This is a genomic window from Anaerocolumna sp. MB42-C2 (genome assembly GCF_030913705.1).
Classification (GTDB): Bacteria; Bacillota; Clostridia; order Lachnospirales; family Lachnospiraceae; genus Anaerocolumna.
This window is the reverse complement of record NZ_CP133190.1, coordinates 2,255,911-2,277,416: the sequence shown is the minus strand read 5'-3', so window position 1 is coordinate 2,277,416 and position 21,506 is coordinate 2,255,911. Positions and strand designations below refer to the sequence as shown.

Sequence of the window (21,506 nt, the reverse complement as noted above, 5' to 3'; positions counted from 1 at the left end):
TTTAATAAATGAACTTCATAAATACTAGTATATCACACAAAGAAAGAGAAACAATGTATTTACTTATACTATTCAATTTTTTTCCATTTTGTGATAAAATATATTTGTCTAAAATCTAATATACTATAAAATAAGCAATTTAAAAGAAAAGGAGCCTAAGTGTATGAATACTGAGAATAATCACATTAAAACAAATGAGTTGGTTTGCAGGAAGCAGGGAGAATTAATTCAAAACATACGCGGAGATAAGCCGGCATGTGGCTTAAAAGAGGATACATGCAGACAGTTAATCCGGGAAGCTATTCATAGTCTTAAGTTTTCTTATTCTCCTTACTCTGAGTTTAAGGTGGGTGCTGCGTTATTGACAAAGGATTTAAAAATATATACCGGATGTAATATAGAAAATGCAGCTTATTCTCCAACAAACTGTGCAGAACGAACTGCATTCTTTAAAGCAGTAAGTGAGGGAAAAATGGATTTTCAGGCTATAGCAATTGTTGGAGGTAAAGATGGAATCATTACCGATTACTGCCCGCCTTGTGGAGTATGCCGCCAGGTTATGATGGAGTTTTGTAATCCCAAAAAATTTTTTGTGATCTTAGCAAAATCAGAAGCGGACTACTGGATCTATAATTTAGAGGATATGATTCCGATGGGATTTGGACCGGATAATTTGGTTCAGGAATAAATACAGATTAATTTATGTATCCTGCAATTGTTTTTTATATATTATTAATATACAAGAAAAGCATATCAAACTATAGTGAGATATGCTTTTTTGTTACACAGGGAAGTTCGAAGAACTTTCCTGTGTAACAAAAAGCCCGACCGGCAGGATGCGCATGACGCACTTAAGGAAGATGTCACTGTCGTGACAGCGCGTCAGCGCTAGAGTCTGGCTTGCCAGACTCTTTCTTGTATTATATTACCTATTTTATTTATAAAAAATGTTTTTTATAAGGTAAATAATTTATTGACACTGGGACTATGTGCCTATATAGTATTATAATAGTTTCTTTATTGTAGGTGTAATACCAGTCATCTGTTAGCTATTTGGCATCTGTTAGCTATTTTACATTTACAAATACTATTAAACATCTTAGGAAAGTGAGTATTTATGAAAAGAAAAAAAACAAAAGAAAAAGGTGGGTTAAGAAGCACCAAAACCAAATTAATCATTGTAGTAATACCTATTAGTATTCTATCAATTGTAGCATTATTGGCAATAACATTTCAGTCATCCAAGAGAATTATTCTAAGTTACGGTGACCAAATTATAAAATCTCTGTCTGGTGCCAATGTAAATAGCATTGAAACCTGGTCGCAGGGTATCATCTCATCACTAAATGAGGTTCAGAATACATTGGAACAGGTGGACTTTACAGATGAGGAACTTCTTAAATATTTAGCTACAACTATGAATAGAAATGACAGTTATCCGAGTGGCGTATATATAGGTACGGATCAGGGTGAAGTAATTAATACGTTTGATTTTATACCGCCGGCCGATTATGTGGTAACCGACAGGGATTGGTACAAGGAGGGACTTAATCGTGAAACTTTTGGATTTGGTTCAACCTATGTGGATGCCCATACCGGTGAAAGTGTATTAAGTGCGTCGGTTAAATTACATACCGGCGGCCCTGTCGTTAAAGTAGCTTCCGTGGATATTTTTCTGAAAAATGTATCCGCCATGGTTTCTGACATGAAACTTATGAAAACCGGGACTGTTTTTTTAATCGATAAAAGCACGAATACTATTATAGCTCACAAAGATACTGAACTGATTGCTAAGAAAATGGATGAGAAAAAAAATAATATTCTGCTGTCCGGTATTTTTAAACATCTGAGTGAAAATAATAAGGATGTATTTCGTATAAAAGATGGATCTAAGACTTATATGGCATACCTTGAGAATATCGATAACACCAGTTGGGTATTAGCTTCCTATATACCTCAGGAAGAAGTTGTGGCAGCTTTAGATCAATTGCAGATTATTATTAACATTGCAGCTATAATCTGTATCATTTTATTGACTATAATCATGGAAAGGGTAATTCATGTTATAATAAAACCGATTAAAAAACTTACAGGTACAATAGAGCAGATTACACAAGGAGATTTTACGGTAAATGTTGATACCAGAGGAAATGATGAAGTTGCGGTAATGAGTAAAAGCATGCAAAAATTCATAGAAACTATGAGGGGAATTATCACGGATGTAAGAGATATGTCCTGGCAGTTAAGTACTCAGGCCGAAAACAGCAGTAAAGTATCCGAGACTTTACATTCTTCTGCTGAAATTCAATCCTCTTCCATGGAGGAATTAAATACTACGGTAGATGAACTTGCTAAATCTGTCAGTGAAGTGGCAGAAAATGCAACTACACTGGCACACGTGGTATCGGAAGCAGATACCATGGGACAACGGGCAAGCCATAAAATGCAGGAAACCGTATTAGTTTCTGAAAAAGGCCGTAAAGATATGGTTCAGGTAAATGCAGCAATGAACCAAGTTGAAAACGCAATAAATTCATTAGAAGCAGTAGTAGAAGAAGTAGGGGTATCCACGGTGCAAATTAATGATATCATTACTTTAATCGGGGAAATAGCTTCCGAAACGAATCTGTTATCCTTAAATGCAGCAATTGAAGCAGCACGGGCAGGAGAGTCGGGAAAAGGATTTGCAGTTGTAGCAGATGAAATTAGAAAATTGGCGGAAACCAGCGCTGTAGCAGTTCAAAACATATCCGGACTGATCCGTAATATCAGTGATTTAGTGGAAAGTACGGCGGATAAGACAAAAAAAAGTGTGGAGAGTATTCGCACAAGCTCCAGATTAGTTGAATCTACCAGTGGGACATTTGATACAATCTATACTGCTGTCAGTGAAACTAATGATTTGGTTAATACAATGATAGAGAAAGTAAAAAATGTGGATCAGGTTGCTTCTTCTGTAGCGGCTATTACCGAGGAACAGTCTGCAGGGGCTCAGGAGATACTGGCAACCTCGGAGGGGCTGTTAGAACATGCGGAGCAGGTTACTGAAAATAGTGAAATAGTAGGTAAAGATGCCTTGGAATTAGCAATTACGGCAGAAAATCTGGATAAACAGATAAATATATTTAAACTTTAGTACAGGCTTTATAGCCTTATAAGAAAAAACACTTTAATAGAATATAAAAATGAATATTATGGATAGTGGATTTATATTTTGTATTGAATATGTGCTGAAAAAATATAGATCCCATTCTATTAATAGTTCAATCAAACAACCGCTAAAAAACATTAAAACAACTTCTAAAAAGTACTTGACAAATTAGTCTTTCGTAAATATAATAGTAAAGTACCTGTTGAAAAGCAGTACGATAATGGGATCTTAGCTCAGCTGGGAGAGCATCTGCCTTACAAGCAGAGGGTCATAGGTTCGAGCCCTATAGGTCCCATTTTTACGAAAAACAATACTGGTTTTCGTAAAATTAGTTATTTTAATATATGGCGAAGTAGCTCAGTTGGCTAGAGCACGCGGTTCATACCCGCGGTGTCGGCGGTTCAAATCCGTCCTTCGCTATTGAAATAGGGCGTGTTGCAAAACTGTTTTTACAGATGGTTTTGCAGCATGTTTTTTATTTATGAACATAAAATAAGACATATTTATAGAGTGTTCTTTTCTAAGGTTCTGTTTCTGGATTTTTGTATACAGCATGTATCAAAGACGGGTGGAAGAAACAGCCGCAACAGCTGAAGAAATGAATGCAACCTCTGTAGAAATCGAGAGTGCGATAGAAGCAATGGCAGCAAATGCACAAAATGGCTCCTACATTGCAGCAGAAATAAGCAAGCGTGCACAGGAATTGAAAAATAATGCATTGGTGTCCCAAAAGTCGGCACATGAAATCCATCAAACAATTGATAAGGATATGAGAATATCAATCGAACAGTCAAAAGCAGTTGAACAAATCGATATTTTGACCCAATCTATATTACAGATCACATCTTAAGACCAACCTTTTTGCACTAGATGCAGCAATAGAAGCTGCCAGGGCAGGGGAAGCAGGAAAGGGATTTGCTGTGGTGGCAGATGAAATCAGAAATATGGCGGAGAATTAGCATATGTTGTCTTATTTACTAGTTTCTTGTTATTTATTTGTAATAGTTATTTATTAAAATGTAAAACTATTTAAAGCTTACGTAATGGTATTATTTTTATAATAGTGTATAATTCTTTACTGGTAGTAATATTTAATACTATTAAGATCGGATTTAACATAAGGGAGGACATTGCAGTGGTCTTTAGTAGTTTGGAGTTTATATTTCGTTTTTTGCCTGTTTTTCTTATTTTGTATTATACCATACCGATAAAATATAGAAATCTGGTACTTTTTCTCGGAAGTATATGTTTTTATGCATTGGGTGATACAAAATCCCTGATTTTAATTTTTCTGTCCATTGTAATCAATCACGTAGCAGTTAAAAACATGGAGCATGCAAGGCTGGTTCCGATGAAGAGAAAAATGTGGCTGCTTCTAGCTTTATTTTACAATTTCGGAATTCTGTTTTTCTTTAAATATATTAATTTTACAATTGATAATATCAATTATATCCTAAAACTCTTTTCTCCTGGAAACGGGATACCATCCCTGGAGGTTGTGCTGCCTCTTGGTATTAGTTTCTATACATTTCAGGCAGTATCTTATGTCATTGATGTTTATAAGGGAGAGGTTAAAGAAACCACATCCCTTTTTAATTTCGGTACTTACCTGCTTATGTTTCCGAAACTGGTATCCGGACCGATTGCCACTTATAACGAAATTAGGGAACAGCTTACGGACAGGAGTTATAATCTAATTAAATTTGAAAAAGGGTTAAAACTGTTTACCATAGGACTTGGAATTAAGGTGCTGTTGGCAAACCGGCTTGGTATCCTGTGGAATGATATTCAGACCATTGGTTTTCAAAGTATATCCACACCCCTTGCCTGGTTGGGAGCAGTGGGCTACAGCTTGCAGCTGTATTTTGATTTTTCTGGATATTCCCTAATGGCAATCGGAATAGGAAAAATGCTGGGCTTCACTCTGCCAAATAACTTCACACATCCATATATGGCTAAATCTGTTTCGGAATTTTGGCGGCGATGGCATATTACGCTGGGTATGTGGTTTAAGAATTATGTGTATATTCCCCTCGGGGGCAATAGAGCAGGGAAGAAGCGGCTGGTCTTTAATTTATTGGCAGTCTGGCTGTTTACCGGCTTATGGCACGGAGCCAGCTGGAATTATGTATTATGGGGACTGGTACTATTTTTACTGATACTTCTGGAAAAATTATATTTAAAACCTGTACTTGACCGTTCGAGGGTTATCTCAAGAATCTATATCCTTCTTATACTCCCTATGACCTGGATGTTATTTGCCATTAATGACCTAAAGGATATCGCTGTTTATTTTGGTAGAATGTTTGGTATAACAGCAGGGATTAATGTAAATACATATGATGTTTTGAAATACCTGGATCAGTTCAAATGGCTGCTGATAGCAGGAATTTTCTTTTGCTTCCCCTACGGCTTTAGGTGGTTTGCAAAACATGATAACAGCATACCCTGTACAATAATTCTGATTATCGTATTCTGGTATTCCGTTTACAATTTATCAAACGGTCTGAACAATCCCTTTATGTATTTTAATTTTTAATCGCAGGAGTGAAAGAAAAAGATATGAAGCAATTCAAAAATCCGAAAAAATATCCTCTGACATTAACCATACTCATAAGTACTTTAGTTTTTTCAGTAATAGGATACCTTGGGAAAGGCAATATTTATGTATCCTATCCCATTGACTTTTTAAAGACGCCTCAGCTTGCTGTCGTATTTGAAGCTATGAGAGATGATATTTTCCCCTGGAGTCTAAAGGGTTACACCAATATTAAAACGGTTTCTACTTCCACCGATACGGTATATGCTCCATTGGATGGCACAGATAAAACGGTGGAGGAGAATTCCAGCAGCCGGGAGGAAGCGGATGGCAATAACGGAGCCCAGGGAAATAAACCTCCGACCGGTATAAAGGAGGCTAATACCCAGGAAGCGTCAAGTACCGTAACTGAGGGGAAAACAGCTTGGCCTCCAGCAAAACCTGATATAACCAAGTCTGATGCAACTAATCCTGATGAAACCAACACGGTTCAGGATAATGAAACTGTCAGTGATCAGGACACCTGCCAGTTTGAAACCGTAAATGAAAGTTATTTTGACGATGCATTATTTATCGGGGATTCCAGGACCGTAGGGTTATCGGAGTATTCCGGATGGAAAAATCCTACCTATTTTGCAGATGTAGGTCTTACGATATATGATATTTTTGATAAGAAAATAGCTGAGGTAAACGATAAAAAATATACCATTGATAAGGCTCTTGAGAAGAAACAATTTAAAAAAATTTATATTATGCTTGGGATTAATGAACTGGGTACCGGTAATACAAAAATATTTATAAAAGAGTACAAAGCGGTAATTGAAAAAATACGAAAACTCCAGCCTGATGCCATTATATTTGTAGAAGCTATCATGAATGTATCAAAGAAAAAATCTGATTCCGATCCGATTTTTAATAACAAAAATATTAAAGATAAAAACGATCATCTTGCCTTACTGGCGGATAATAAGAATATATTTTATATTGATGTAAATGAAGCTATTACAGACAAAACCGGTGGTATACCAAAGGAGTATACCTTTGATAATATTCATCTGAAAGCCGCATATTACAATATATGGACCAAGTTCCTATTAAAACATGGTATTGTAAAAGAATGACAACCTTAAGGGTTTGTTGCAGATTCAAGGACTAAATTACCTGGGGCTGTCGCAGAAATCAAAAACTAATTTACCTGGGAGTGTCCGGTAAGTTTTCTGCCCCTTAAATGATAAAAATTATTGTTTCATTTCTAGATTATTTAAGTTAATATAGTATATAATAGTTTTAACTTATTCATTTCTAAATTTCTGCTTAAAGCGTATAAAGAGTGGTTGAAAGAAAATATTAATGAAAGGATGCCATACAGTAATTCTTTCAGCCTGTGAAGATTTGTTCACATTTAATGTTATGGCAGTACCGTAATATATTGCGGTATGCATTGGGTATCAATATGAGAATTGGATCGGGGTATGATGTGCATCGCCTGGTTAGCGGGCGGGATTTAATAATCGGCGGAGTTAATATACCATATGAAAAGGGACTTTTAGGTCATTCCGATGCGGATGTACTTCTTCACGCAATTATGGATGGGTTATTGGGGGCGGCAGCTCTGGGTGATATCGGTAAACATTTTCCGGATACGGATGAAACTTATAAGGGAATTTCCAGTATAGAGTTGTTAAAGAAAGTCAGGGCACTTCTGGAAGAGAGGTTTTATATAATAGAAAATATCGATGCAACTATTATTGCACAGAAACCAAAGATGGCACCTTACATACCTGTAATGGTTAAAAATATAGCTGTTTCACTAGGTATAGAAGAAGATCAGGTCAATATAAAAGCTACCACAGAAGAGGGCTTGGGATTTACCGGAGAAGGTTTAGGAATCTCTTCCAATGCGGTGTGTCTGCTTACTACAGTTGATAACTACAGATACGATAACGGGACAGATCACTTTAGCAACAACAGAGATTGTGACAGTTGTTCCGGCTGCACCGGCTGTTCGAAGAAGTAATTGCAGTGGGAGATAGCATGGAGCATACATTAGTTAATTCAGAATATACAATATTTAATACAATAGATGAAATACAAACATTAGGGAAAAATGCAGAAGAGATCAGGGAAGACCTTTACTCTTTATGGCAGGATTGTTTCGGGGATACGATAGAATATACGGATTTTTATTTCGATTGGAAAACAGAAGATAACCGTATTCTGACAGCATATAAACAGAACCGCATAAGTGCTATGCTGCATCTTAATCCCTATCTGGTTATGGTAAACGGCAAACCGACACCGTTAAATTATATTGTAGGAGTTGCTACCAGAAAAGAGGATAGACGGCAGGGATTAATGAAATTACTGCTGGAAGCTTCTCTTAACCAGATGTATGAAGAACAGATGCCTTTTACTTATTTGATGCCTGCCGCTGAGTCTATTTATCTGCCTTTCGGTTTTCGAATTGTATACGAACAGGAAGGCTGGAGAGATAAATTGTTAAAAGCGACACAAATAAGAAATAGCGGCTTGAATTTACATGAAGCAATAAAAGGCGAATTACGGATAGTTAATGTAAAAAGTAATGAAGAAGATATGATTTCGGCGCTGACGGAGTTTACAAATAGTTTTTTAACAAAGCATTACAATATTTACGTAAAACGTTCCCCTTATTATTACAAACGTTTAATCCATGAGATGGAAAGTGGAAAGGGAAATGTTTTAGTCTGCCTGTTGGAAGATGAAATAATCGGTTATACTGCATACATGACTGATGGCGGTATAGGAATAGCCGAATGTATCTGCGGGAAAAATTACGAAGAGATAGTGATGAACGCTTTTTCATCCGAAATTATAAGCAAAAGCGATGCAGCAGCTGGTTCTGAACATCATTCCAATCCAACAATTATGGCAAGAATAGTGAATTGGAGTAACTTTATTAAAAGCATCACAGCAAAAGAAGAAACTACTGTATATATGAAAGTTGAAGATTCCATTATAACAGATAATAACGGTACGTATCAGCTGCAATTTTCACCTCTGGGTTGTATTGCCAGTTTAACCGATCAAGAGCCGGAGATTACGGCGGATATAGCGGACTTAACAAAACTGTTTTTTGGAAGAATGAGAGAAAATGAGATTGCTAAACTAAATATTAACGGAAAACCTTTAGAGATTTTAGATAAATTAAAGAAGATTGACAATTATAAAGATGTTTTTATCAATGAGGTTGTGTAAGAGTATTAAGATGTTTGAAAACAGTTTCACAGCGAGGCAAAATTATAATATGTTTGAATTAACGGTTGGAAAATACTTTACTCAAAGGTTGACATTTTGTTGATTTTTGCATAGAATAGATACAGTATTATAAATAAATATAAGAAAAGCGTTGAACAAAAAAGTAGTTTATAGGTAAGGCAGCAGAGATGGAATGTCACCGGCTGAAAGCATTCTTTGCCAGAATATAAACGAAGTGCATTTGGGAGCTGATTAGGTGAGGCAGGTATAGCTTAGCTTAATCCGGACACAGCCGTTATCTGACATAAGACTGTATAAGGTAATTAAAACCTGATGCAAAATAGAGTGGAACCACGGATAAACTTCGTCTCTTACCTGTAAGAGACGGAGTTTTTTATTGTATAGGTAAGTTCTCCGAACTTCCCTATACAATAAAAAGCCCTACCGGGCAGGATGCACATGACGCGCCAGAGTTTAACCAAAGGAGGTTGTATTCATGGGTTTTATTGGGTATATTAAAGAAGAAATGCAAATTATAAAAGAGCGGGATCCGGCAATAAAAACACCGTTTGAAGTATTTTTATATCCCAGTTTTCATGCGATTATAAGATACCGAATTGCACATAAATTATATTTACAAAGACACTATTTCCTGGCCAGGTGGTTTTCCCAGAGAACAGTAAGAAAAACCGGAATTGAAATTCATCCGGGAGCAACCATCGGCAAAGGTTTATTTATAGATCATGGACACGGAGTGGTAATAGGTGAGACAGCGATAGTAGGCGATAATGTGACGTTGTATCAGGGTGTTACGTTAGGCGGAACAGGGAAGGAAAGCGGAAAAAGGCATCCTACCATAGGCAATAACGTTATGATAAGTGCAGGCGCTAAAATACTAGGATCCTTTACGGTAGGTGAAAATTCTAAGATCGGTGCCGGTTCCGTAGTATTATCGGAGGTTCCTCCAAACTCTACAGTAGTAGGTGTACCCGGACGTGTAGTTAAAAGAGATAATGTCAAAATACCGAGAGAAGATATGGATCAGGTACATCTTCCGGATCCGGTTTATAGTGATTTAATAAGATTACAGCAGGAAAATAAGAGATTAATGGAAGAATTAAAGCGGGTCTGTAACAGAGTTCACAAATTAGAAAAATAAATAAAAGAAAGGATGCCAAGTAAGATGCTTTCACATTTTATATGGTGTAATACATCAGCCTGGGGATGTGTTAAACAATGGGTGCTAAAATGAAAATCTATAATACTTTAACGAAAAAGAAAGAAGAATTTATTCCAATTGAAGAGGGAAAGGTCCGTATGTATGTCTGCGGACCAACTGTATATAATTATATCCATATAGGGAATGCAAGACCTATTATTGTATTTGATACCGTTCGAAGATATCTTGAATACAAGGGGTATGAGGTTAATTTTGTATCGAATTTTACAGATGTGGATGATAAGATCATTAAAAAAGCTAATGACGAGGGCGTCTCCGCTACGGAGATATCCGAACGGTTTATCGATGAATACCGTAAGGATCAGGAGGGTTTAAATGTAAAACCTGCCACTACCAATCCCAAAGCTACGGAAGAAATAGATGGCATGATTGAGATGATAGATGCGCTGATTAAAAAAGGCCATGCTTATGAGAAAAACGGTACGGTATATTTTAGAACCAGAAGTTTTAAAGACTATGGAAAATTATCCAAGAAAAACATTGATGATCTGGAAGCAGGAATCAGAATTGCAGTCAGTGATGAAAAGGAAGATCCTTTGGACTTCGTGCTCTGGAAACCGAAAAAGGAAGGAGAACCTTACTGGACTTCACCCTGGAGTGACGGAAGACCCGGCTGGCATATTGAATGTTCTGTAATGAGTAAAAAATATCTTGGAGAGCAGATTGATATTCATGCCGGTGGTGAGGATCTGGTATTTCCCCATCATGAAAATGAAATAGCACAAAGTGAAGCCTGCAACGGAAAAGAATTTGCAAAATACTGGATGCATAATGCTTTTTTAAATATTGATAATAAGAAAATGTCAAAATCAGAAGGTAACTTTTTTACCGTAAGGGATATCAGCGAACAGTATCCCCTGCAAATACTTCGTTTCTTTATGTTAAGTTCGCATTATAGAAGTCCGCTTAACTTCAGCAGGGAATTAATGGAAGCTTCGAAAAACGGTTTGGAGAGAATTCTTACTGCCACCTATAATCTGGAGCATCTTCTGGAGTCAGCAGAATCCAAAGAACTAACGGAGGAAGAGAAGAATATACTAACAGAAGCAGAGAGCTTAAATAGTAAATTTGATATGGCGATGGACGACGATTTTAATACCGCCGATGCTATTGCAGCTATATTTGAGATAGTTAAAGCTGCTAATTCAAAAATTACATCGTCTAACTCAAAAGAGCTGATTCAAAAAGTGCTGGATAAGATTCTAAAACTAAGTGACATTTTAGGCCTTCAGGTTAAGAAAAAGGAAGAACTCCTGGATGATGAAATAGAGCAGTTAATTCAGGACAGACAGAATGCGAGAAAAGGTAAAGATTTTGCAAAAGCCGATGAAATTCGTAACCTTTTATTAGAGAAAGGTATTATTCTGGAAGATACGAGAGAAGGCGTAAGATGGAAAAGAGCTTAGAGGATAACACAGCTGTTCAAGACGAGAGTAAGGTAAAGGAACCGTTAGCTTTGATCCAATATATTAAATCAAACATGGATCTGCCGGATACGGATTTAAAGACCTATTCCCCGCTTACCCTTGCATTTATCGGTGATGTGGTTTATGATTTAATCATACGTACTTTAGTTGTGGAGAATGGGAATGCTCCTGTTAATAAATTGCACAAAAAAGTAAGTAATTTAGTAAAAGCTCCTGCTCAAATGGAGCTGTTTCATCAGATTGAGGACAAGCTCACCGAAGAAGAGTTAGCGATATTTAAAAGAGGACGTAATGCCAAATCATTTACCTCCGCAAAAAATGCCAGTATAACGGAGTACCGTATAGCAACCGGTTTTGAAGCTTTAATCGGATATCTTTACCTTAATAATGAATTTACACGGATTCTGGAAATAATAAAATCAGGATTAAAATAATTTTGTTTCCCATATGGAGGTTAATTTGGAATGAGATATGAAGAATTTACAATAGAAGGCAGGAATGCAGTACTGGAGGCTTTTCGTTCCGGAAAAACCATTGACAGGCTGTTTATCTTAGATGGATGTCAGGATGGACCGATTAAATCCATAACAAGAGAAGCAAGAAAAGGTGATACAATCATCACTTTTGTAAAAAAAGAAAGGTTGGATCAATTATCTGAGTCCGGAAAGCATCAGGGGGTAATTGCATATGCTGCCGCATATGAATATGCAGAAATAGATGATATGTTAAAAGCGGCTGAAGAAAAGGGAGAACCTCCTTTCTTGATTTTATTAGATAATATTGAGGATCCTCATAATCTGGGTGCAATTATAAGGACTGCAAATCAGGCAGGAGCACATGGTGTTATCATACCGAAAAGGCGTGCGGTAGGATTAACTGCAACCGTTGCAAAAACATCTGCGGGAGCAATTAATTATACTCCGGTTGCCAAGGTAACAAATTTAGCCGTAACGATAGAAGAACTGAAAGAAAAGGGACTCTGGTTTGTCTGTGCGGATATGGACGGAGAAACCATGTATAAACTTAATCTGCGTGGTCCCATTGGGCTGGTAATCGGCAGTGAAGGAGAAGGAGTAGGAAGATTAATTAAGGAAAAATGTGATTATAACGCTAAAATTCCTATGTTTGGAAATATAGATTCCCTGAATGCATCCGTAGCTGCGGGTGTGTTGGCATATGAAATCGTAAGGCAAAGGATGGGCTGATTTTAGCATAGAATAATTTCTGATATAAAAGTGAAAAAGGTAAAGAAGCTGTTAAAATAGGTATATGCTGTGACATATAACATATTATTTAACAGCTTCTTTTATAAATTATTTTAAGGCATTGGAACAAAGAACAGAGTTAATTTTTATTTTCACTGCCGAATCTTTTTAATAAATATCTCTTTTTATATTTTAATTTACTGTATCTTCCTACCTTCTGAATTACATTATAATTGACAATACCTCCTACAGCGCCGACAATGGGTATGCCCTGTATAAATTTAGCGGTTAATAAAGAATCCGATAAAACGGAGGAGGTTAATTTCATTTGTTCTTCCAAATCTATAGCAGTGTAAATCTGGTGATCCGTTTTATAACCGAAAGAATCTATTTCTTTATTCGCTTCTTTTTGCTGCTCTTCTTTAGTTAAAGCTCCTCTGATCAGCATAAGGATATATGTCTTTTCAGCCGGAGTATTATAATTAAAGCCGTAACTTAAGGCAACTTCATTAATGGTTTTGATCATTAATGAGATAAGGATCGGAATATCAGGCAATCCGATACCCAGAGCACCCAAAACACTGCCCTCCAACACGGAAAATGAAGTATTGATAATATTGGAATAATTAGCTGGTTTATCAAGTCGTTTAACGGATTTATTATTAAATTTTCTTTGTATGGCATAATCATTTATCTCAAACTCAAATTGTTTATCTTCTTTGTTGTATGTTTTTTCAATATATTCATTCCCTTTTTCGAAAAATAATTTAAAGCTTTTATAGAAAGCAGTTTCTAAAGCAGCACTTAATTTCTCCGGTACCTTTTCCTGTATTTTATCCACAAAAGGTAATATTTTATTCTTTAAGAGAGGGTTATCTTTAGGGTTTAATATATTATCTTCTTTTCTGTCTAGTTTTTTCATTTGTTTCATAAACATTCGGTCCATAGCGATATCCTTTCTAAATAAGATTATTTTATTACTAAATAATTAAGATAAAATGAATCTTTATGATAGTATATACCAATTAAAATATTTTGTATAACATATATCACATTAGCATTAACAAAACTTAAAAATTTAATTTTAAGGTGTTGTGGGAACTAAATAGGATGGCGTACTCTATTATATTATTACATAGATTGGATGACATACATACTGATATAAGAAAAAAAGAAAAGGCCCTATGCATTTGGTGGGCGCACAGGGCAAATTTTGGGATGTTATACTGGGGAATATAACAATTAAATGGTAGCAGAATAAGTTTATGTTTGCAATGTAAATATATTCCACTCAGCCGGTTTCTATCGGTTGCTGACTGTTTTCTATAATTTATGACAGGGACATTAGTGTCTTTGAAAAAGGAAAATACAATAACACTAAATGAGGTATTTTTTGAGATCAGAATGTCTCCTGTATTTAGTAAAAACGATCGTAAGAATTCATTAGAAAATGCTTTTGAAGCATTTTACCAGAGTGCCATTTATAGTTGAAAAAATGTAATAATGTGGTAGAATTTGTAAGTGAGAGGAGGTGGGGAATATGACAAGAAAAGAAAAATATATGGCAATGTATGAAGAAAGAGAAATAAAACATAAACAATTATCAAATGAAATAATGAGATTTGAAGAAGAGGAAGAATTGAAAGCAGAAATGATATTTTACGAACAATGTTATAATGCTGGACTGGGTGATGATTATTTAGAAAAAGGTAAGAGATTTGAAAAAATAATAGAAGAAATAAAAAACAAAGAGATAGAATCTTTAAAACTGAAAAAAGAAATGGATATTTTGAAAAAGTTATTAATGGAAACAGCAGAATTAAAAGTAGTATAAAAATTAGAATATTATAAGCATCCTTCGGGGTGCTTTTTATATATATTAATAAATCACCTAAATAATACCCAATACAATTTCTTCCTATTATAGTATGTATACTTATTCATATAAAAAATCCCTATACCATCAATATAGGGAACGAATTTTATTTTTATGGAATAACTTATGGAATAAAGATTTTTGTAAAACTCTCAAAGTACTGTATTATCAGAAGCTGCCAACGGGAATCGAACCCGTGACCTCCACCTTACCAAGGTGACGCTCTACCGACTGAGCCATGGCAGCATAAAAATATAAATACTGAATTAAACGATAAATTATAGAATTGTCAAAACATGATTATTAATATAACTATAATAAAAATACTAATTAATACAATTCTTTCAATACTTTGTTTAATTTGAGTTTAATCCGTTGCAGGGCATTATCAATTGACTTTGGTTCTTTTTTTAACCTGTCCGCTATCTGTAAATAAGAGAAGTCAAATAGATACAAATCCAAAACATCTTTTTCGAATTGGCTTAAATGCCTTACGAGTTCATATTCTAACATATTAGTACTCTCTTTGTCAATAACTAATTCTTCAGGATTTGAAATTTTATTTTCATACATAAGATCCACTAAGGATTCTTTTTCCTCAAAGTCAGTATTTTCGTTGTATGCAGGAGTATATAGGGATACGTAAGTATTAAGAGGCAGATTCTTTTTACGGTTGGATGCCTTAATGGCACTGTATATTTGCCTGGAAATACAAAGATCGGCAAAATTATGAAAGGAATTATCTTTGCCCGGGTTATAATCTCTTATCGCTTTATATAAACCGATCATACCTTCTTGTATTAGATCATCTTTATCACCGCCGATTAAGTAGAGCGCTTTTGCCTTTTTTCTAACCAGATTCTTATAGCGGTTTAACATATAATCCATAGCATCCGAGTCATTATTACGAATTAAATCAATAATATCCTCATCTGATAAAGCATCCATTTTTTCCTCAAGCATAGTATCCCGCCTTCCATAGTTATTTCAGTATGAATATTAACTTTTTAATAAGAGCAATCTGAAGAGTCATGATACCGTAACCGCCGAATATACCGGTAATCAACCGGCGGTTATTGGTAGATGATTTGATTTTACAGGCCTGGATAACCCAATCTGTTAATATACATATACAACTGAAAATAGAAAAGACAATGTGAAATCCAAATAATATATAACAGGGGCTTGCCAGGAGATATCCCATTAGCACACCGGTGCATCTTGCGCATACGGGTAACTGGTAACCTTTATAAAAGAAACTGCGCTCCGGCAGCTGATGACATCCGGTTCGTTCTCCCAGAGCCATACATTTACACCATAACTGATAATTTTTTTGTGATTGTATGGAAGAAACTGTCTTATTCATAAATACTTTATACCCTGAATTTTCTGCCGCACTGGTTACAAATCCAGAACGCTTTTTTAGAAGTATGGCTATCGCCCATGCCGCATAGGCCGCATAACCATCCGATAGGACCAAGGATTAAATAACCGCAGCAGCCCTTAAAAAATCCGAACCCTTTCTGGTGGGATTCCACCTCTTCAATAATATGGCAATGATCAGAACCACACGAAGGACATCTCATGTTAACACCTTTCTCTTATAAGAAAATTCTTGCAGGAAGATGCTTCGCTACAGGAATCTCTTGTATTATTTAAATGTAAGAATTGTTATATATAGTTTAACATAGGATATTTTGATTTTCAATAAAGTCCCAATTTATTTTTAAAAAGGTAGTCTTGATATGTTACTGTTCACAGGCCAATAAACGCGAAGTGTGTTATTGTTCGCAAAACTGCTGCTTTTTGCAGGGGAGTGAACAGTAACCTTGATATTTATTCCACTATAATTCGCTTATAAAGAGTATAGGTCACTTTTAAATAGCAGACAATTACCAAAAGGAAAATTCCATAGATGCTTAATATATTTGTGAGCACATGGTTTACTGTGATATAGGGAATATAATTTCTATAATTTACCTTAGACAAATAGATAAGAGTTACTCCCGATCCAAATAATGATACAAAAATAGGTAGACCAAACCATACAGACATTTGCTGTCGTATTAACTTGTAAATTTGAGTTTTATCAACTCCTAATTTTTCTATTATCTTAAATCTTTGCCGGTGTTCTGCCGCATCAGTAAGTTGTTGTAAGGCTAATATAGTAAGGCTGATAACAATTAACACCAAACTTGTATAAGCTCCGCCTAGTCTAAGCATAAGTGAATTAGATATTCCTTCATTAAACTGTAAAGTTTTAAGTCTTACATATCCACTACCTTTTGGAATAATTCCAGTATTATTTAACCAATTACTTATTTTATTATCAAGATTTACGGCAAAATCATAGGAAAGGGGTTTTGTGGTATTCGCAGCATAATAAGTTGTTGCAAGTGTGAGTGTATTACATACGGAATCAGGCAAAATATACGCTGCATGCATACCGCTGGTAAAAATACCCATACCTACATTTACTTGATAATTTGCTCCGTTAGCTTTTGTGAGCGTATAATTTCCGGCTTCTATTTGTGGATGTACTTTATTGAAATGCTCAATTTCATCCGGTAATGCTGTATTAGACCATGCGATAGCATAGCTGTTTTCTGGCAGGGATATTTCTTCGCGCCCTGATAGCATTAGCAGAGCGTTGTAATCACCTAAGGAAACACCAAGTACTGGCATATCTTTTTTAATCCTTATATTAAAATCACAGCTATTAAGAAAATATACCTCCACATTTGCAGTGCCATTAACCTTATAGCCCCCATTATACAAATAACTATTGATGCGCGAATAATCAATTCCTGTCTTTGGTAAATCGTCAATACTATCTACGATTGTATAAGCTGAAAAAATTTGCACATCATAGGTGGATCGCACCTTTAAATATCCATCTACCTGTGTGGTAAAGGTAGGCAACCATCCAAGCAGAACTAGTGAGCACAATAAAACACTGGTCAAAATTGCCATTGTTTTTGAATTGGTCTTTAACTTTGAAATTATTTGCCCTAGTAAAAATAGATTCTTATATCTAAAACGTATAGATTTTCTTTTTATCAAGACTAACATCCTTGAGAGGCAACTGTAGAAGGCAAAAATACAGAACATTACCATTTCTATCGAAAGTATTGGGGGAATGAATGAATAAATAGTACCGTTGATTAAACCAGCTCTTAGCATAGAATCAATAAGTCCTTGCATTTGCAATTGTAAAACACCTGTAATCAAAGCGAATACAGACAACAAGACCGTTGTAAAACTTCCCTCTTTTTTCATCTTGCCTGTTATAACAAGAAAAGCAATTGCACAGAATATAAAAATTACTGTACTAACTATACTTGCTCCGGTCATATGCTGTGCTTTCTGACTAAATTGGTTCCAAAAAGGGATAATTTTTTTGATGGAGAGAAGCAGAATACAAACCGCAGCTACAGAAGTAACCAGCAAGCTTGGCAGGAGCATATCTTTTATGGTAGAAGTGGTTTCTGTCTTTTGGCTATCGTACAGCATATTAATAATCTTTTGTTTACATATAACATGAACATTACTAATACTAATTACAATAAACAATATTGTAAAAAAGGCCAAAGTCCACACAATGGTATCAGGGAAGATTGAAAAATAGAGGTGGTACGATTCCCCGAAACTACTCATAATGATGGTACTGACTATTTGAGAAAGTAAAATTCCCAGCAGTATGCCTATTCCAACAGCAAAGAGGCCCATTATAAGCATTTCCATAAGAAACATATAAGCAACGGTACGTTGCTCCATACCCATAATAATTTGTATAGCAAATTCTTTTTTCCTTAGTTTGATCATATAGCGATTTACATAAGAAACTAAAAAAATAAGCAACAAGGCTATCAATGGTATAATAACTTTCATTTTGCTGGAAAAGTAGTTCAAATTCATTTGAATAGGAAGCCTGCTGTTATAAAAAGGACTAGTAATGGAAAGAAATCCATAAAATAATCCAACAACAAGAATCATTGTCAGTACATAAATCAGATAATCTTTCGCAGAGCGGTTTATATTTCGCAGAACTAATTTAGCGTACATCGGATAGGTCACCTCCTAACAGGGTGACTACATCAAGGATTTTACCAAACAACTGCTTACGTGATTGTCCGCCTCTTCGTATTTCTGTAAAAATACGACCGTCTTTCAGAAATAGAACCCGTTTCGCATAACTGGCAGTAAAAGCATCGTGAGTAACCATGAGAATAGTTGCTTCTAGTTCCTGGTTCATTACTTGCAGTGTATTAAGAAGCATCTGCGCAGAGTGGCTATCTAAGGCTCCAGTAGGTTCATCAGCCAAAATTAGCTTAGGTTTGTTAATTATGGCTCTGGCACAGGCACACCGTTGTTTCTGTCCCCCCGAAACTTGATATGGAAATTTATTTAGAACAGACTGTATATCCAGTTTTTCAGCCATTTGCTTAACACGATGATCTATTTCATTTGTAGGCACTTTGTTAATAGTTAAAGCCATGGCAATGTTTTCACTAATGGTCAGAGTATCTAATAAATTAAAATCCTGAAATACAAAGCCGAGATTTTTCCTGCGGAAAAGTGTAAGCTCATTTTCATTAATTTCGGTAATATCGTCATTATGTATAAAGATATGGCCTGCACTTACTCTATCAATCGTTGATATGCAGTTGAGAAGTGTAGTTTTGCCCGAGCCAGATGCGCCCATAATGGCAATAAATTCACCGTTTTGCACTTCAAAACTAATATCATCGATAGCCTTGGTAACATGGGTTTTATTTCCATAATACTTTTCAATATGTTCAATTTTCAAAATTGCTTCCATTTCTTTCACCTCACATTCATTTTAACGAATAAAGAAACGTAAGTGTATCGACTTTTCTTTCAAAGTTCTTACAATAATGTAAGAAGTGCATTGGGGTCACTCCTGAACTTTAACGAAATCTCCTTTTGGAAAACTAAGTTCTATTGTTGTTCCTATTCCTTTCTTTGAATGAGCTGAAATATTGATGCTTAATCTATCACATAGACGTTTACATAAGTACAGGCCGATGCCGGTAGAGTTTTTATTAATTCTTCCATTTTCTCCGGTAAATCCCTTATCAAAAATACGAGGCAGATCACTTTCCGAAATACCTGTTCCGTTATCACTAACGGAAAGTATAATTTTGCTTCTATCTGATCGAGCTTCAAAGGACAAGAATGGGGTTTTGCTACAATACTTTGCTGCATTAGCTATGAGTTGATTTAGAATAAAACCAATCCATTTTTCATCAGTATAAACACTATACTGGCAGTTACTTACTTCAACAGCGATATGATTTTGAAGAAGTAGCAGCTTGTTTTCTGTAATTGCATCATGTATCACAACTGATAGAATGACCTCTTTAATAAAATAATCTTTCTCCACATTTTCGCTTCGAGCGTAATAAAGCGTCTGTTCCGTTAAATGGATTACCTTTTCCAGTTCAACCATGAGCTTTCTTGTTACACCGGACTTGTTGTTTTCGCACATTAATCTCATGGCAGAGATAGGCGTTTTTATATCGTGTATCCACTGTTCAATATACTCTTTATATTCTTTTCGTTCCCTTTGGGATTTTGATACCTGTTCAATCATGGATTTGTTGGAGGCTCTCAAAATATCGTAGTAAAATTTATCATCCGATCGTACTGGTATATCTATCACTTCAGCAATCAGATATTTTTTATCTAGATTGTTAAGTTGAGTTAAGATTTCTCTGTAATGGCGATTACGAAAATAATAATGGATGTTCAAATAAAGGCACACAATTAAAATCCATACGGACATAAGTATACAAATGATGCCCTTATCTATATTTACCGCAATTAAAAAAAATGTACAGCCGACCATAGAAATAATATGCGTAACAATACAAAAAAACTGATCACTTAAATAGTCGCGGTATTTCATATCAAATACCCCTGACGATGTTTCGTTTTGATTAAATCAGTTATACCTATTTGCTTTAGCTTATCCCGAAGCCTTGTAATATTAACGCTTAGTGTATTGTCATCTATATATAGCTGATTATCCCATAGATATTCCACCAAGTCCGCACGGGGAATAATTTTACCAGTATTTTTAAAAAGAAATGCTAAAATTTTTAATTCATTTTTTGTAAGTTCAACCGGTTGATTTTGAAATTCTAATTTACAGCTTTCCAAATATAAAGTGATTCCTTGATAAGTTATAGATTCTGCTTGTCTAGAAGCATAGGTGCGTTTTAGCAAGGAGGCAATGCGAGCTAACAAAATTGAGGTGTTATATGGCTTCGTGATAAAGTCATCCCCACCAATAGTAATACTGTTTAATTCATCCATATCGGTATTATGGCTGGTTACAAATATTATAGGAACGGTAGAAAAATTACGTATTTCCGAACACACTCTAAATCCGTTTTGGACAGGGAGTCCAATATCCAGTAAAATTAAATCAGGTGAGAGAGATTTAGTATCCTCAATAATGGAATTGAAATTGTTTGGTACGCATGTAATGTAGCCACAACCTGTTAGCAGTATTTTTAACTCGTCTTGTATTTCTTTACAATCTTCTATAATTAAGATTTTATATGCCATTCTATTTTCTCCTTTCATGCTTATCTGGCATCGATATATTCTTTCCTAACTTTTGGTTACCTATTAGTATATACGCTTAAACGAATAAACTCAATCAGTAACTCTATCGTAAAGCGGCAGGTAATGTGACGGCGGAATAATAACGAGCGGCGCTCGCCACAGTGAATGAGGCCTAATGGATTGCAGAGTTTTTATGGTAACTAGGACCGATGTTCCCTGCCGCCATATCACATG

Annotated in this window: 20 protein-coding genes, 3 tRNA genes, 1 pseudogene and 1 other annotated feature; of the genes and pseudogenes, 15 read left to right on the top strand and 9 right to left on the bottom strand. The window is 35.5% G+C overall.

The window, feature by feature from the left end; all coding sequences use genetic code 11:
- The first annotated feature begins 163 nt into the window (after window positions 1-163).
- From cdd to rlmB, 14 genes and pseudogenes are all read left to right on the top strand, one after another.
- Window positions 164-688 carry a cytidine deaminase gene (cdd, locus tag RBU59_RS10110; protein WP_308147748.1) on the top strand — a complete coding sequence of 175 codons (525 nt, stop codon included), beginning with the start codon at window positions 164-166 and terminating at the stop codon, window positions 686-688.
- Between the two features lie 429 nt (window positions 689-1,117).
- Window positions 1,118-3,136 (top strand): methyl-accepting chemotaxis protein, encoded by a 2,019-nt coding sequence (locus tag RBU59_RS10105; RefSeq protein WP_308147747.1) that lies wholly within the window; start codon window positions 1,118-1,120, stop codon window positions 3,134-3,136.
- A 237-nt stretch (window positions 3,137-3,373) separates the two neighbouring features.
- Window positions 3,374-3,446 (top strand) — tRNA-Val (locus RBU59_RS10100).
- Window positions 3,447-3,497: 51 nt separating this feature from the next.
- A tRNA-Met gene (locus tag RBU59_RS10095) sits at window positions 3,498-3,571 on the top strand.
- A gap of 133 nt (window positions 3,572-3,704) precedes the next feature.
- Window positions 3,705-4,001 (top strand): hypothetical protein, encoded by a 297-nt coding sequence (locus RBU59_RS10090; protein ID WP_308147746.1) that lies wholly within the window; start codon window positions 3,705-3,707, stop codon window positions 3,999-4,001.
- Window positions 4,000-4,101, top strand: a pseudogene (locus RBU59_RS28655) (methyl-accepting chemotaxis protein); the annotation flags it as partial. The gene RBU59_RS10090 and the pseudogene RBU59_RS28655, both read left to right, overlap by 2 nt.
- Before the next feature lie 185 nt (window positions 4,102-4,286).
- Complete coding sequence (locus tag RBU59_RS10085; protein ID WP_308147745.1) at window positions 4,287-5,690, top strand: MBOAT family O-acyltransferase; 1,404 nt, start codon at window positions 4,287-4,289, stop codon at window positions 5,688-5,690.
- Between the two features lie 23 nt (window positions 5,691-5,713).
- A complete protein-coding gene (locus RBU59_RS10080) occupies window positions 5,714-6,811 on the top strand; it encodes a GDSL-type esterase/lipase family protein (RefSeq protein WP_308147744.1) in 1,098 nt (365 codons plus the stop codon).
- Window positions 6,812-7,143: 332 nt separating this feature from the next.
- Complete coding sequence (gene ispF, locus RBU59_RS10075; protein ID WP_308147743.1) at window positions 7,144-7,707, top strand: 2-C-methyl-D-erythritol 2,4-cyclodiphosphate synthase; 564 nt, start codon at window positions 7,144-7,146, stop codon at window positions 7,705-7,707.
- Between the two features lie 17 nt (window positions 7,708-7,724).
- Window positions 7,725-8,927 carry a GNAT family N-acetyltransferase gene (locus tag RBU59_RS10070; protein ID WP_308147742.1) on the top strand — a complete coding sequence of 401 codons (1,203 nt, stop codon included), beginning with the start codon at window positions 7,725-7,727 and terminating at the stop codon, window positions 8,925-8,927.
- 142 nt (window positions 8,928-9,069) lie between these two features.
- Window positions 9,070-9,302, top strand: a binding site (T-box leader).
- Between the two features lie 121 nt (window positions 9,303-9,423).
- Window positions 9,424-10,086 carry a serine O-acetyltransferase EpsC gene (gene epsC / locus RBU59_RS10065; RefSeq protein WP_308147741.1) on the top strand — a complete coding sequence of 221 codons (663 nt, stop codon included), beginning with the start codon at window positions 9,424-9,426 and terminating at the stop codon, window positions 10,084-10,086.
- A gap of 89 nt (window positions 10,087-10,175) precedes the next feature.
- On the top strand, window positions 10,176-11,573 hold the full coding sequence (cysS, locus tag RBU59_RS10060; RefSeq protein ID WP_308148570.1) for a cysteine--tRNA ligase: 1,398 nt from the start codon (window positions 10,176-10,178) through the stop codon (window positions 11,571-11,573).
- Entirely contained in the window at window positions 11,558-12,028 is a 471-nt protein-coding gene (locus RBU59_RS10055) for a ribonuclease III domain-containing protein (protein WP_330698516.1), read from the top strand. The genes cysS and RBU59_RS10055 overlap by 16 nt, the downstream gene beginning before the upstream one ends.
- 30 nt (window positions 12,029-12,058) lie before the next feature.
- Entirely contained in the window at window positions 12,059-12,799 is a 741-nt protein-coding gene (rlmB, locus tag RBU59_RS10050) for a 23S rRNA (guanosine(2251)-2'-O)-methyltransferase RlmB (RefSeq protein ID WP_308147740.1), read from the top strand.
- 139 nt (window positions 12,800-12,938) lie between these two features.
- Here rlmB and RBU59_RS10045 read toward each other — a convergent pair whose 3' ends face one another.
- On the bottom strand, window positions 12,939-13,745 hold the full coding sequence (locus RBU59_RS10045) for an EcsC family protein (RefSeq protein WP_308147739.1): 807 nt from the start codon (window positions 13,743-13,745) through the stop codon (window positions 12,939-12,941).
- A gap of 594 nt (window positions 13,746-14,339) precedes the next feature.
- Between RBU59_RS10045 and RBU59_RS10040 the strand changes: the two genes are divergently transcribed.
- Window positions 14,340-14,633 (top strand): hypothetical protein, encoded by a 294-nt coding sequence (locus tag RBU59_RS10040; RefSeq protein ID WP_308147738.1) that lies wholly within the window; start codon window positions 14,340-14,342, stop codon window positions 14,631-14,633.
- A gap of 215 nt (window positions 14,634-14,848) precedes the next feature.
- On the opposite strand, the gene RBU59_RS10035 is transcribed toward RBU59_RS10040, so the two are convergent.
- From RBU59_RS10035 to RBU59_RS10000, 8 genes are all read right to left on the bottom strand, one after another.
- Window positions 14,849-14,921, bottom strand: a tRNA-Thr gene (locus RBU59_RS10035).
- Between the two features lie 84 nt (window positions 14,922-15,005).
- Complete coding sequence (gene sigH, locus RBU59_RS10030) at window positions 15,006-15,638, bottom strand: RNA polymerase sporulation sigma factor SigH (protein WP_308147737.1); 633 nt, start codon at window positions 15,636-15,638, stop codon at window positions 15,006-15,008.
- A gap of 19 nt (window positions 15,639-15,657) precedes the next feature.
- Window positions 15,658-16,041: a DUF2085 domain-containing protein gene (locus tag RBU59_RS10025; protein ID WP_308147736.1), complete on the bottom strand. Its 384-nt coding sequence runs from the start codon at window positions 16,039-16,041 to the stop codon at window positions 15,658-15,660.
- Window positions 16,042-16,048: 7 nt separating this feature from the next.
- On the bottom strand, window positions 16,049-16,261 hold the full coding sequence (locus RBU59_RS10020; RefSeq protein WP_308147735.1) for a hypothetical protein: 213 nt from the start codon (window positions 16,259-16,261) through the stop codon (window positions 16,049-16,051).
- Between the two features lie 250 nt (window positions 16,262-16,511).
- A complete protein-coding gene (locus RBU59_RS10015; protein ID WP_308147734.1) occupies window positions 16,512-18,740 on the bottom strand; it encodes an FtsX-like permease family protein in 2,229 nt (742 codons plus the stop codon).
- Window positions 18,730-19,497, bottom strand: coding sequence for an ABC transporter ATP-binding protein (locus tag RBU59_RS10010; RefSeq protein WP_308147733.1), 768 nt, complete (start codon window positions 19,495-19,497; stop codon window positions 18,730-18,732). Before RBU59_RS10010 ends, RBU59_RS10015 begins: the two co-directional genes overlap by 11 nt.
- A 96-nt stretch (window positions 19,498-19,593) precedes the next feature.
- Window positions 19,594-20,607: a sensor histidine kinase gene (locus RBU59_RS10005; protein ID WP_308147732.1), complete on the bottom strand. Its 1,014-nt coding sequence runs from the start codon at window positions 20,605-20,607 to the stop codon at window positions 19,594-19,596.
- The gene (locus RBU59_RS10000) at window positions 20,604-21,272 is read right to left on the bottom strand and encodes a response regulator transcription factor (RefSeq protein WP_308147731.1); all 669 of its coding nucleotides are present in this window, start codon (window positions 21,270-21,272) and stop codon (window positions 20,604-20,606) included. Before RBU59_RS10000 ends, RBU59_RS10005 begins: the two co-directional genes overlap by 4 nt.
- Window positions 21,273-21,506: the final 234 nt, after the last annotated feature.